Genomic DNA, 12862 nt, shown 5'->3' with positions numbered 1-12862 from the left:
CTGCCGCTGATGCACCCCATGGATTTCGCCCAGATGTGGCCGGCCCACCAGATTCCTCCCAGATCGAACCGCACACTGCCCCGGCAGCCCAGCTTCCCGACTCTTGATTCCCCCTCGAGGGCTGCATTGACCCGCTTCGGCGGGTTTCTTTTTTTCCACTCGACCGGCCCTGGCCCATGCCCGCCCCACCCCGACGCAGGCAGGCAACGCGGCCAAAGAAAAAGCCCGGAAGCGCTTGCACGCTTCCGGGCCTGTGTCTGGTCCCGCCGCCAGGAATCGAACCTGGATCTCAGCCTTCGGAGGGCCGAATTCTATCCGTTGAAATACAGCGAGAGATTCGCGCCGGGTTCGGCTGCGAACCCGGCATTATGACCGATCTTCGACGCGAGAGATGATCGGCCCGCGCGGGCCGCGACGCTTCGCTCTGCGGCTGCGCCAGTTCCCGCTCCGAAGATCGGCGCGGCAGGCCCAGGCCGGCCAGGTACACGCCGAACAGCCGGCGCCCCGCCGGCACGAGATCGAAGGCACCCGGGTCGAGCAACCAATCGTCGATGAGGCCCGACATCAACGCATGCAGGCCCTGTGCCGCCGTGCGGGCCGGCACCGGCAGCCGCAGGCGGCGTACGCGGGTGGCCAGACGCAGCGCCTTCTCGAAGTCCATGACGCAGGCATCGCGTGCGCCCAGGTGGCGCTGCTGCACCGAGGCCATCTCGTCGGTGTACTCCACCTTGTGAACGGCGATCTGGAAGACGCGGCGCACCTGCGGGTCGTCGGCGATGAGCCCGAGCGCCTGCATCATGCCCTGCTCGATCAGGTCCAGCGGATCGACACCGGCCGGCTCCGCCGCCTGCCGCACGCCCTTCTCCATGGGCAGCGTGACCCGCTCCATCATGGCGTTGAAGAGATCGGCCTTGTCCTTGAAATGCCAGTAAACCGCACCGCGGGTGGCGCCCGCCTCTTCGGCGATCTGCTGCAATGACGTGCGCGACACGCCATGGGTCTGGAACAGCCGCTCGGCCGCATCGAGCAATCGATGGCGGGTGGCCAGGGCCTCTTCCTTCGTGCGCCGTACCACGGCATCTCCTTGGCAAGAAAACGAAATAAACCGAAACGTGAGGGTGCCCACTATACATTCAAGAATGTATGTAAACTCGCTGCCTCGGCAAGCTTCTGGTGGCCCGATCTGCCTGCACGCATGATCGATCCGCGGCGCACCCCGCTTCCTCCGTCTCTTTCAATCCCACTTCAAGAGGATTCGCATGCCTGCTTCGCATGTTGTCGCAAGTCGTTCGCTGTTCCGTCCCGGCTCCCCCCTGACCCTCGCCGCCACCGCGGTCTTCCTCAGCCTCGCCCTGGTGGCCTGCGGCAAGAAGGAAGCCGCGGCACCGGCCGGCGGGCCTCCGGGCGGTGGCATGCCGCCGCCCGAGGTCGGTGTGGTGGTGGCCAAGGCGGGTGAGGTCGGGCTGGTGACCGAGCTCCCGGGCCGGCTCGAGTCCACCCGCATCGCCCAGGTGCGTGCCCGTGCGGCGGGCATCCTGCAGAAACGTCTGTTCGCCGAAGGCAGCGACGTGAAGGCCGGCCAGCCGCTGTTCAAGATCGATCCCGCGCCCTACGAGGCCACGCTGCGCAGCGCAGAGGCGACGCTGGCACGTGCCGAGGCCAATGCGGCGCAGGCCAAGGCACTGGCCGACCGCTACAAGCCCCTGGTCGAGGCCAACGCGGTGAGCAAACAAGATTACGCCAACGCCATCGCTTCGCAGAAGGCCGCCGAGGCCGACGTGCTGGCCGGCCGCGCGTCGGTGACCACGGCCCGCATCAACGTGGGCTATGCCACCGTCACGGCGCCGATCTCGGGCCGCATCGGCCGCGCGCTGGTGACCGAGGGCGCGCTGGTGGGCCAGGGCGAAGCGACCCAGCTCGCCACCATCCAGCAGATCGATCCGCTCTACGTCAACTTCACGCAGTCGGCGACCGAGGTGATGCGCATGCGCCGCGCCATGGCACAGGGCAAGCTGCAGCGCGCCAGTGGCCCGGACGCCGCCGAGGTGCGCGTCGTCCTGGAGGACGGCACGGAATACGCGCAGCGTGGCCGCCTGCTCTTCTCGGACCTCACGGTGGACCCGAGCACGGGCCAGATCACGCTGCGCGCCGAACTGCCCAACCCCAAGGGCGAACTGCTGCCGGGCATGTACGTGCGCGTGCGCGCCGAGCAGGCCCAGGTCGACAAGGCCATCAGCGTGCCCCAGCAGGCCGTCACCCGCACCGACCAGGGCGACACCGTGACCATCGTGGGCCAGGACGGCAAGCTGTCCAAGCGCAACGTGAAGATCACTGCCGGCAAGGACAACCGCTGGATCGTCACCGACGGCCTCAAGGAAGGCGAGCAGGTGATGGTCGACGGCTTCCAGAAGCTGCAGATGCTGCCGCCGAACACGCCGGTCAAGGCCGTGCCCTGGCAGCCGCCGACGGCCGCCGCAGCCGCCCCGGCCGCTGGGGCCTCCGCCCCTGCGGCTGCCCCGGCCAAGCAATGACGCCGGCCCGCAACCCCGACTGATCACGAAGAAGGAACGCGAGCACTTCTATGGCCAAGTTCTTCATCGATCGCCCCATCTTTGCGTGGGTGATCGCCCTGTTCATCCTGGTGATGGGCGGCGTGGCAATCACGCAGCTGCCGATCGCCCAATACCCGCCGGTGGCACCGCCCGCCATCGTCATCAACGCCGCCTATCCCGGCGCCTCGGCCCAGACGCTGGAAGACAGCGTGCTGTCGGTCATCGAGCGCGAGATGAACGGCTCGCCCGGCCTGATCTACATGGAGTCGGTGGCGCAGGCCGACGGCACCGGCTCGATCACCGTGACCTTCGAGCCCGGCACCAACGCCGACCTGGCGCAGGTGGACGTGCAGAACCGGCTGTCGCGCGCGACGCCGCGTCTGCCTTCGGCCGTGACGCAGCAGGGCGTGCGCGTGGACAAGTCGCGCAACAACTTCCTGCTGTTCACGATGCTGTCGTCGACCAACCCGGCCGTGGACACCACGCAGCTGGGGGACTACGCCGCGCGCAACATCCAGCCCGAACTGCAGCGCCTGCCCGGCATCGGCCAGGTGCAGCTCTTCGGCAGCGAGACGGCGATGCGCGTGTGGATCGACCCGGCCAAGCTGCAGGGCCTGAACCTGAGCGCGGCCGACGTCAACACCGCCATCCGCAACCAGAACGCGCAGGTGGCCTCCGGCACCATCGGCGACCTGCCCAACATCACCGGCCAGGCCATTGCGGCCACCGTGGTGGTCAAGGGTCAGCTGTCGTCGGTGGAGCAGTTCGGCAACATCGTGCTGCGCGCCAACGCCGACGGCTCGACCGTACGGCTCAAGGACGTGGCCCGCATCGAGATCGGCGGCCAGAGCTATGCCACCTCGGCGCGCCTGAACGGCAAGCCGGCGGTGGGCCTGGGCGTGCAGCTGTCGCCCTCGGGCAACGCGCTGCAGGCGGCCAAGGCGGTGCGCGCCAAGATGGACGAGCTCAAGCGCTTCTTCCCGCAGGACGTGAGCTACACGATCCCCTACGACAGCTCGGCCTTCATCAGCATCTCCATCAGCCAGGTGGTCGAGACCCTGGTCGAGGCGGTGGTGCTGGTGTTCCTGGTGATGTTCCTGTTCCTGCAGAACTGGCGCTACACGCTCATCCCGACGCTGGTGGTGCCGGTGGCGCTGCTGGGCACCTTCGCGACGCTGCTGGCCCTGGGCTTCTCGATCAACGTGCTGACCATGTTCGGCATGGTGCTGGTGATCGGCATCGTGGTGGACGATGCCATCGTGGTGGTGGAGAACGTCGAGCGCATCATGAGCGAGGAAGGCCTGCCGCCGCTGCAGGCCACGCGCAAGGCGATGCAGCAGATCTCCGGCGCCATCATCGGCGTGACGGTGGTGCTGATCTCGGTGTTCGTGCCGCTGGCCTTCTTTGCCGGCTCCACCGGCAACATCTACCGCCAGTTCTCGGCGGTGATGGTGGCCTCGATCGCCTTCTCAGCCTTCATGGCGCTGTCGCTCACGCCGGCGCTGTGCGCCACGCTGCTCAAGCCAGTGGAGGCCGGCCACCACCACGAGAAGCGCGGTTTCTTCGGCTGGTTCAACCGCGGCTTCTCGCGCACGGCCAAGGGCTACGAGGGCTTCGTGTCGCGGCTGCTGCGCCGCGCTGCGCGCTATCTCATCATCTACCTGGCCATCATCGGCGGCGTGGTGTTCGTGTACTCCCGCCTGCCCACCTCCTTCCTGCCGCAGGAAGACCAGGGCAACATCCTGGTGAACGTGCAGCTGCCGCCGGGCGCGACGCTCGAGCGCACCGAGGCCGTCATGGAGAAGGTCGAGAACTACATGCTCAAGCAGCCGCAGGTGCAGAGCATCGTGGGCGTGCTGGGCTTCAGCTTCTCGGGCCAGGGGCAGAACGCGGGCATCGCCTTCGTCACGCTCAAGGACTGGAAGGAGCGCGAAGGCGAGGCCAACGCGGCCTCCGCGCTGGCCGGCCGCGCCTTCGGTGCGCTGTCGGGCGTGCGCGATGCCTTCATCTACCCGCTCAGCCCGCCGCCGATTCCCGAGCTGGGCTCGGCCAGCGGCTTCAGCTTCCGGCTGCAGGACCGCTCTGGTCAGGGCCATGACGCACTGGTCAATGCCCGCAACCAGCTGCTGGGCATGGCCATGAAGAGCCCGGTGCTCACGGCCATCCGCCCCGACGGCCTGGAAGACGCGCCGCAGCTGCAGATCGACATCGACCGCGACAAGGCGCAGGCGCTGGGCGTGAACTTCGACGCCATCAACACCGCGCTGTCGACCTCGCTGGGATCGAGCTACATCAACGACTTCCCGAACCGCGGCCGTCTTCAGCGCGTGGTGGTGCAGGCCGACGCACCGGCCCGCATGCAGCCCGAAGACCTGCTGCGCCTGAACGCTTCCAACACGCAAGGCCAGCCGGTGCCCTTCGCCTCCTTCGCGACCACGCGCTGGATCAAGGGCGCGCAGCAGACGGTGCGCTACAACGGCTACCCGGCCATGCGCATCAGCGGCGAGGCGGCGCCCGGCTACAGCTCGGGCGCGGCCATGGCCGAGATGGAGAAGCTGGCCGGCCAGCTGCCCCCGGGCTTCGGCTTCGAATGGACGGGTCAGTCGCGTGAAGAAAAGCTCGCCGGCTCGCAGGCCATCATCCTGTATGGCTTCGCCATCCTGGCGGTGTTCCTGTGCCTGGCGGCGCTGTACGAGAGCTGGTCGATCCCGCTGTCGGTGATCCTGGTGGTGCCGCTGGGCGTGCTGGGGGTGCTGCTGGCCACGCTGCTGCGCGGCTACTCGAACGACGTGTACTTCCAGGTGGGCCTGATCACCATCATCGGCCTGTCGGCGAAGAACGCCATCCTGATCATCGAGTTCGCCAAGGACCTGCAGGCGCAGGGCAAGAGCGCCATCGACGCCGCGCTCGAAGCCGCCCATCTGCGCTTCCGCCCGATCGTGATGACCTCGCTGGCCTTCGGCCTGGGCGTGGTGCCGCTGGTGCTGGCCTCGGGGGCGGGCTCGGCCAGCCAGCGTGCCATCGGCACCGGCGTGCTGGGCGGCATGCTGACGGGCACGGCGCTGGCCGTGTTCTTCGTGCCGATCTTCTTCGTGGTGGTGCGCACGCTGTTCAAGGGCAGCAAGCGGCAGCAGGAAATGAACAAGCGCCATGCCCAGGAAGCGGGTATTCAGGAAGAATCCGGAGCCGACAACCATGGCTGATCAACCCAAACCGATGAAGACGATGCGTTTCGCACCGCTCGCCCTGGCCGTGGCCGTGCTGGCCAGCGGCTGCTCGCTGATCCCGACCTACGAGCGGCCAGATGCGCCGGTGCCCACCACCTTCCCGGGCGACCCGGCCCAACCGGCCGGCGCGAAGGCGGCGGTGGACGTGCCCTGGCAGGCCTTCTTCTCCGACCCGCGGCTGGCTGGGCTGATCCAGACGGCCCTCGACAACAACCGCGACCTTCGCGTGGCCGTGCTCAACATCGAGCAGGCCCGCGCGCAGTTCGACGTGCAGCGCGCGGCGCTCTTCCCGACGGTGGGCCTGAGCACGACGGGCTCGCGCTCCGAGCCCAACTCGGCCCGCGCCTACAGCTCGTCGGCCCCCAAGGTGTCGTCGAGCTATTCCGTGGGTCTGGGCGTGACGGCCTGGGAGATCGACTTCTTCGGCCGCATTCAGAGCCTGAGCGCTGCAGCGCAGGCCCGCGCGCTCGCCACCGAGGAATCGCGCCGGGCCACGCAGATCGCCCTGGTGGCGCAGGTCGCCAACGGCTGGCTCGCGCTGGCCGCGGACGAAGAGCTGCTGGCCATCACCCGACAGACGCTCGGCACGCGCGAAGAGACGCTCAAGCTCACCAAGCTGCGCTTCGACAATGGCGTGGCCTCCGAGCTGGACTACCAGTCGGCCGTCTCCCTGGCCGAGAGCGCCCGCGCCACCTACGCCCAGCAGATCCGCCTGCGCCGCCAGGACGAGAACGCGCTCGCGCTGCTGCTGGGCGCGCCGGTGCCTTCCAGCGCGCTGGAAGGTCTGGCCGGCGACAACGGCGGCCTGGCCACGGTGCGCGCCATGCCCGACGTGCCGGCCGGCCTGCCCTCGGACCTGCTGACCGAGCGGCCCGACATCCGCGCAGCCGAACAGCAGCTGGTCGCGGCCAACGCCAACATCGGCGCGGCCCGCGCGGCCTTCTTTCCACGCATTGCGCTGACCACCTCCATCGGCACGGTGAGTTCGGACTTCTCCAACCTGTGGAATGGCGACGGCACGCGCGCCTGGAGCTTCGCGCCCAGCCTCACGCTGCCGATCTTCACCGCCGGGGCCAACTCGGCCAACCTGGCTTCGGCGCGCGTCAGCCGCGATATCGCGGTCGCCCAGTACGAGAAGACCATCCAGACCGCCTTCCGCGAAGTGGCCGATGCCCTGGCCGGCCGCGAGACGCTGGGCGAGCAGGCCCGTGCCGCCCGCGCCCAGGCCGAGGCCGAAGGCACGCGCCTGCGCCTGTCGGACCTGCGCTACCGCAACGGCGTGGCCAGTGCGCTCGACCTGCTCGACGCGCAGCGCTCGCAGTTCACCGCCCGCCAGACGGCCGTGCAGACGCAGCTCGCGCTGCTGCAGAACCAGGTCACGCTCTACAAGACGCTGGGTGGCGGCTGGACGAGTACGACTCAGCAGGCGGCAGGCGCGCAGTAGGCAACGCGCCACGGGCTGGGGGTTTGCTGATCTGCATCAGGACTCGGCGACACACGGGGGTGCGGGGGTTATCCCGGGTCAGCCAAGGCCCGTCCGCACACCCCCCGTCCCTATAATCGAACGCTGTTTTCCAATAGCCCCCGATACCGAGGACAGCGATGAGCGAGAGCGCGCAAAACCCGGCTCCGGCCACTGAAGAGGCGCATACGGGCCCGATCAAGAATCCCAAGCAGCTGATGCTCGCGGTCCTTTTCGGCTTCGTGGTCCCCATCCTCATCATCGCGGGGCTGGTGCTCTTCGTGGTGTCCGGGCTCAAGCCCTCCGGTGCGGCCACCGGCGACAACATGAACCTCTATGGCGTCAGCCAGGATGCCCGTGACCGCGACGTCGCCGAGCGCATCCGCAAGGTGGGCATGGTCGAGATCCGCGACGCCAACCGCCCGCTCGCCAACGGCGAGACCGTCTTCAAGACCCAGTGCACCGCCTGCCATGGCACTCCCGGCATTCCCGGCGCCCCCCACTTCGGCGACGCTGCGGCCTGGGGCCCGCGTATCGGCCAGGGCCTGGCGACGCTGACCGAGCATGCGCTCAAGGGCAAGGGGGCCATGCCGCCTCAAGGTGGCGGCGACTTCGGCGACGTGGAGATCAGCCGTGCCGTGGCCTACATGGCCAACTCGGGCGGCGCCAAGTTCGAGGAGCCGGCCGCTCCGGCGGCCGCTGCACCCGCAGGCGATGCCGCACCGGCGGCGGGTGCAGCCCCGGCGGCTTCGACCGCCGCAGCGCCGGCCGCAGCCGGTGCGATGCCCGCCAAGCAATAGGCGCAGGCTGCACAAACCCACCCGTCGCAGAGCGGGCCCCTACGAAAGCCGGCAGATCGCCGGCTTTCTTGTTTTGGGGTGTAGGCAGGCCATGGGCGTCCTGCGCCCGCGAACCGGCGCGGCGTCCTCGCAGCGCCCTCAGCGCGTCGCAGAAGCGTGTGTGGCCGCGGGGCTTCGGACGAAGCCGAAGCGCTCGGGCAGTTCGGCCGCCGTCATCTCTTCCGGCGCGGGCCAGATGCCCCGTTCCAGCGCATCGGCCGCCAGGCCCATGTCCTGCGTGTGGACGATGCCCAGGCCCGACGGCGTTGCGATGTAGAGCCGCCCTTCCCCATCCATCAGCACGCGCGTCAGCTCCCCGGACTGGCCGGTGTGGGTGTGAAGCGAGAAGTCGTCCATTACGCGCCACACCAGCGGTGCGGCCTCCAGTTCCACATACACGCGCTGGGGCCCGTTCTGGAAGAACCACTGGCCGGTGGCGTCCGGCTCGTAGTTGCGCTGGATGAAGTCGATCAGCTTGTCATGCCGCAGCAGCGATCCCTTGCTTCGCGGAAAGGGGCCGGCCGCCTGCGTGGCGTCGTCGCGCATGTACCACTGGCCGCGTGCGTCGAGACCCAGCCAACCGTAGCAGTGCGGCACGTTGGGCCATTTGGCCAGTGCCTGTTTGACGATGTCATCCATGGCGCCATTGTCCGCGCCCACGTTTCGATGCGATGTCGCCCATGCCGCCAACCTGGGTGAGCCATGGCCGACACCCAGCCGGGACCGGTCGGTGGACGGCGCGCCGGACAGCGCCGGCCTCGTCATCCCGCGCGGCTTCAGCGATGGGCCAGAAGCCAGTCCACCACCGCCTGCGGCATCGTCCGCACATGCCCGGGCCAGCCGCCCTGCGGAAAGCCGACATGGCCGCCATGCAGCGGCTGCCAGAGGGTCACGCGCGGATTGGTCACCCGTACCGGCACCGGCAGGCTTTCGCCGGGCACGAAGGGGTCGTTGCGGGCGTTGAGCACCAGCGCGGGTATGCGGATGTCGCCCAGCCGTGGCCCGGCCGCCGCGCGGGCGTAGTAGTCCACCGCATCCTTGAAGCCATGCAGGGGCGCCGTGAACAGGTCGTCGAAGTCGCGCAGGCTGCGCGCGGCGCGCAGCCGCTGGGCGTCGAACAGACCCGGATGCTGCGCCAGCTTGGCCAGCGCCTTGGGCTTCATGGTCGAGAGGAACATGCGCTCATACACCAGCCGGTTGAAGCCGCGCCCGATGGCATCCGCCCCGGCGGCCAGGTCCAGCGGTGCGCTCACGCCGGCCACGGCCAGCGCCACGGCGGCGGCGCTGTCGCCCGCCTCCTCGGCCCAGCGCAGCAGCGCATTGCCGCCCAGCGAAACGCCCACGGCCAGCACGCCGGCGGGGCTGCGTTCGCGCAGGCGCGCCAGCACCCAGCCCACCTCTTCATGGTCGCCCGAGTGGTAGGCCCGCGGCCCGAGGTTGAGCTCGCCGCTGCAGCCGCGGAAATGCGGCACCGCGAAGCCCAGCCCGCGTTCGCGCGCGACCGCGGCCAGGGCCTCGGCATAGTGGCTGCGCGACGAGCCTTCGAGGCCATGGAAAAGCACCAGCAGAGGGGCCGTGACAGGGTCGGGCGCGTCCTGGAAATCGATGTCGACGAAGTCGCCGTCAGGCGCGCGCCAGCGCTCGCGCCGGTACAGTGGGGGGGCGCCCGTGTACCGGCGGCCGAAGAGGGCCGGCCAGATGGTCTGCGCATTGCCGCCCGGCAGCCAGCGGGGCGCGACGAAGGCCTGCATCCCGAACTGTCAGTGCAGCAGGCCCGGGACTTCCACCGCGTCGTCCGGCTCGCGCGAGGTGCCGGGGCTGGCATGGTGCGCCACCAGTCGCCAGCCCATCTCGGTCTTGAGGTACACGTTGGTCGCCAGCACGAAGGCATGGCGCGGGCCCTCGGCGGTGAGCACCTCGATGCGCTCGAGCACGTTGTGCACGCTGGTGCCGAGGGCTTCGACGCGGCGGACATGCGAAGGCCGTGCATGCACGGCACCGCCGTTGGCGAACATCTGCTCGAAGGCGCTGCGGATGGCGGCCACGCCCACCAGGCGCGGCCCGCCGGGGTGGACGCAGAACACGTCTTCCTCGTCGGCCCAGCAGGCCATCAATGCGTCGGCGTCGCCGCGCTGCAGCGCGTCGTAGAAGGCGGCTTCCAGATCGTCGGCGGTGCCGCCCAAGGCGGCGGGGTATCGGGTTTTGCTGGGCATGGCAGGCGCGATTCTGCCGCCCTGTGCGCACCACGCTCCGGCATGTGGCGCACCACCTTGCCGCGCACGCGCCCATCGCCGCGAACCGTTTTGGACCATTTGGTCAAAACATGCAGGGCATTTTTCCATCAAGTCATTGATGTGGAACAGGAAAGCAGCACTGGCACAGCGCATGCAAACCCGCCGGCAATCCCATCCTGGAGTCCACGCACATGAAAGTCGGCGTCTTCATCCCCATCGGCAACAACGGCTGGCTGCTGTCGCAGAACGCGCCGCAGTACAAGCCCAGCTTCGAGCTGAACAAGACCATCACCCTCAAGGCCGAGCACTATGGCCTGGACTTCGCGCTCTCCATGATCAAGCTGCGCGGCTTCGGCGGGAAGACGGAGTTCTGGGACCACAACCTGGAGTCCTTCACCCTGATGTCGGGCCTGGCAGCCGTGACGACGAAGATCAAGCTCTTTGCCACCGCCGCCTCGCTGGTCATGCCGCCGGCCATCGTGGCGCGCATGGCCTCGACCATCGACAGCATCTCGAACGGCCGCTTCGGCCTGAACCTGGTGACCGGCTGGCAGCGGCCCGAGTACTCGCAGATGGGCATGTGGCCCGGCGACGAGTTCTTCGCCACCCGCTACGAATACCTGTCCGAATACATCCAGGTGCTGCGCGACCTGTGGGGCAAGGGCCAGTCGGACTTCAAGGGCACGCACTTCAAGATGGACGACTGCCGCCTGAGCCCACAGCCGCAGGCGCCCATGAAGGTGATCTGCGCCGGCCAGAGCGATGCCGGCATGGCCTTCTCGGCCAAGTACGCCGACTACAACTTCTGCTTCGGCAAGGGCGTGAACACGCCCAAGGCCTTCGCGCCCGCGGCGCAGAAGCTGATCGAGGCCACGGCCAAGACCGGCCGCCACGTGACCACCTACGTGCTCATCATGGTGATCGCCGCCGAGACCGACGAAGCCGCCTTCGCCAAGTGGGAGCACTACAAGGCCGGCGCCGACACCGACGCCATCGCCTGGATGGCCCAGCAGGGCGCGGCCGACACCAAGTCCGGCGGCGACACCAACGTGCGCCAGATGACCGATGCCACCTCGCCCTCGGCGGTGAACATCAACATGGGCACGCTGGTGGGTTCCTACGCCAGCGTGGCCCGCATGCTCGACGAGATGGCCGAGGTCCCCGGCACCGAAGGTGTGCTGCTAACCTTCGACGACTTCGTGCAGGGCGTGGAGGACTTCGGCGAGCGCATCCAGCCGCTGATGAAGAGCCGCGTGGACGTGGACACGCCCGTGCCCTCGCAGGTGGGCGCGCCCGAGGCGCTGGCGGCGTGACGGAGCAACGCCCATGAGCAGCACCAAGACCAATGCCACCCTGCGCTCGACCACGCCGGTCGGGCCACCCCAGGTGCCGGGCGCACCAGCACCGACGGTGATTCCTTCGCGCCCCGAGCCTCTGGCCCTCGTGCCCGCGCAGACCGCGCTGATCGTGGTCGACATGCAGAACGCCTATGCCTCGCTCGGCGGCTACGTGGACTCGGCCGGTTTCGACATCTCGGGCGCGCAGGGCACCATCGCCGGTATCGTGCGCGCCATCGAGGCGGCGCGGGCGGCGGGGATGCTCATCGTCTTCCTGCAGAACGGCTGGGACGCGAAATACGTGGAAGCGGGAGGTCCCGGCTCGCCCAACTGGCACAAGTCCAACGCGCTCAAGACCATGCGCGCCAAGCCCGAGCTGCAAGGCCGCTTCCTGGCCAAGGGCGGCTGGGACTATGAGCTCATCGACGCGATGAAGCCGCAGGCTGGCGACATCGTGATCCCCAAGACGCGCTACAGCGGCTTCTTCAACAGCACGCTGGACAGCAGCCTGCGCGCCCGCGGCATCCGCAGCCTGGTGTTCACCGGCATCGCCACCAATGTGTGCGTGGAGTCGTCGCTGCGCGATGCCTTCCACCTGGAGTACTTCTCGCTGATGCTGGAGGACGCCACCCACGAGCTGGGCGGCGCCGCCATCCAGCAGGCCACGGTCTACAACGTCGAAACCTTCTTCGGCTGGGTGTCGACGGTGGACGCGTTCTGCCAGGCCCTTGCACCGGCCACCGCCGCCACGCCCGCCGCCACCGAAGCAGCCACGGCCTGATCCTTCGTTCATCCCACTCTGGAGTCCCTTCATGCCCAAGGAAGCCATCATCCCCCCCGGCACCAGCACCCCCATCGCGCCCTTCGTGCCCGGCACGCTGGCCGACGGGGTCGTCTACGTCTCGGGCACCCTGCCCTTCGACAAGGACAACAACGTGGTGCATGTCGGCGATGCCACCGCACAGACCCGCCATGTGCTGGAGACCATCAAGGGCGTCATCGAGACCGCTGGCGGCACCATGGACGACGTCACCTTCAACATGATCTTCGTCACCGACTGGGCCAACTACGCCAAGGTCAACGCGGTGTATGCCGAGTACTTCCCGGGCACCAAGCCGGCGCGCTACTGCATCCAGTGCGGCCTGGTGAAGCCCGACGCGCTGGTGGAGATCGCCTCCATCGCCCACGTGGGCAAGAAGGCCTGAGCCGCA

The 12862-nt window shown here is 68.6% G+C and carries 11 protein-coding genes and 1 tRNA gene; 7 read left to right on the top strand and 5 right to left on the bottom strand.

Translation table 11 applies throughout. The features are described 5' to 3' along the window. Window positions 1-258 precede the first annotated feature (258 nt). Together BXA03_RS11430 and BXA03_RS11425 are read right to left on the bottom strand one after the other, a co-directional pair. Window positions 259-333: transfer RNA gene (locus BXA03_RS11430), tRNA-Arg, on the bottom strand. After that, entirely contained in the window at window positions 290-991 is a 702-nt protein-coding gene (locus BXA03_RS11425; protein WP_369822418.1) for a TetR family transcriptional regulator, read from the bottom strand. Before BXA03_RS11425 ends, BXA03_RS11430 begins: the two co-directional genes overlap by 44 nt. Before the next feature lie 268 nt (window positions 992-1259). Between BXA03_RS11425 and BXA03_RS11420 the strand changes: the two genes are divergently transcribed. The 4 genes from BXA03_RS11420 (at window position 1260) to BXA03_RS11405 (ending at window position 8041) form a co-directional block, all read left to right on the top strand. Further along, a complete protein-coding gene (locus tag BXA03_RS11420; RefSeq protein ID WP_076507457.1) occupies window positions 1260-2531 on the top strand; it encodes an efflux RND transporter periplasmic adaptor subunit in 1272 nt (423 codons plus the stop codon). 50 nt (window positions 2532-2581) lie between these two features. Continuing rightward, window positions 2582-5755, top strand: a complete 3174-nt coding sequence (locus tag BXA03_RS11415) for an efflux RND transporter permease subunit (protein WP_076507454.1) — start codon at window positions 2582-2584, stop codon at window positions 5753-5755. 13 nt (window positions 5756-5768) lie between these two features. Beyond that, window positions 5769-7223 (top strand): efflux transporter outer membrane subunit, encoded by a 1455-nt coding sequence (locus BXA03_RS11410; protein WP_076507452.1) that lies wholly within the window; start codon window positions 5769-5771, stop codon window positions 7221-7223. 236 nt (window positions 7224-7459) lie between these two features. Continuing rightward, complete coding sequence (locus BXA03_RS11405; RefSeq protein ID WP_234983657.1) at window positions 7460-8041, top strand: c-type cytochrome; 582 nt, start codon at window positions 7460-7462, stop codon at window positions 8039-8041. A 138-nt stretch (window positions 8042-8179) separates the two neighbouring features. On the opposite strand, the gene BXA03_RS11400 is transcribed toward BXA03_RS11405, so the two are convergent. The 3 genes from BXA03_RS11400 to BXA03_RS11390 all read right to left on the bottom strand — a co-directional run bounded on the left by BXA03_RS11400 (window position 8180) and on the right by BXA03_RS11390 (window position 10293). Beyond that, window positions 8180-8719, bottom strand: a complete 540-nt coding sequence (locus BXA03_RS11400; protein ID WP_076507446.1) for a DUF2946 family protein — start codon at window positions 8717-8719, stop codon at window positions 8180-8182. A 137-nt stretch (window positions 8720-8856) separates the two neighbouring features. Next, window positions 8857-9831, bottom strand: a complete 975-nt coding sequence (locus BXA03_RS11395; RefSeq protein WP_076507443.1) for a YheT family hydrolase — start codon at window positions 9829-9831, stop codon at window positions 8857-8859. Window positions 9832-9840: 9 nt separating this feature from the next. Beyond that, the gene (locus tag BXA03_RS11390) at window positions 9841-10293 is read right to left on the bottom strand and encodes a YybH family protein (RefSeq protein WP_076507440.1); all 453 of its coding nucleotides are present in this window, start codon (window positions 10291-10293) and stop codon (window positions 9841-9843) included. Window positions 10294-10505: 212 nt separating this feature from the next. Between BXA03_RS11390 and rutA the strand changes: the two genes are divergently transcribed. The 3 genes from rutA to rutC are packed head-to-tail and all read left to right on the top strand — an operon-like array spanning window position 10506 to window position 12856. Further along, the gene (gene rutA / locus BXA03_RS11385; protein ID WP_076507437.1) at window positions 10506-11627 is read left to right on the top strand and encodes a pyrimidine utilization protein A; all 1122 of its coding nucleotides are present in this window, start codon (window positions 10506-10508) and stop codon (window positions 11625-11627) included. A gap of 13 nt (window positions 11628-11640) precedes the next feature. After that, the gene (gene rutB / locus BXA03_RS11380; protein WP_076507434.1) at window positions 11641-12432 is read left to right on the top strand and encodes a pyrimidine utilization protein B; all 792 of its coding nucleotides are present in this window, start codon (window positions 11641-11643) and stop codon (window positions 12430-12432) included. A 31-nt stretch (window positions 12433-12463) separates the two neighbouring features. After that, entirely contained in the window at window positions 12464-12856 is a 393-nt protein-coding gene (gene rutC / locus BXA03_RS11375) for a pyrimidine utilization protein C (protein WP_076507432.1), read from the top strand. The last annotated feature ends 6 nt before the right edge of the window (window positions 12857-12862 follow it).

Origin of the sequence: Pseudacidovorax sp. RU35E (genome assembly GCF_900156165.1) — a bacterium.
Lineage (GTDB): Bacteria > Pseudomonadota > Gammaproteobacteria > Burkholderiales > Burkholderiaceae_C > Xenophilus.
This window is presented reverse-complemented; position numbering and strand designations above follow the sequence as displayed.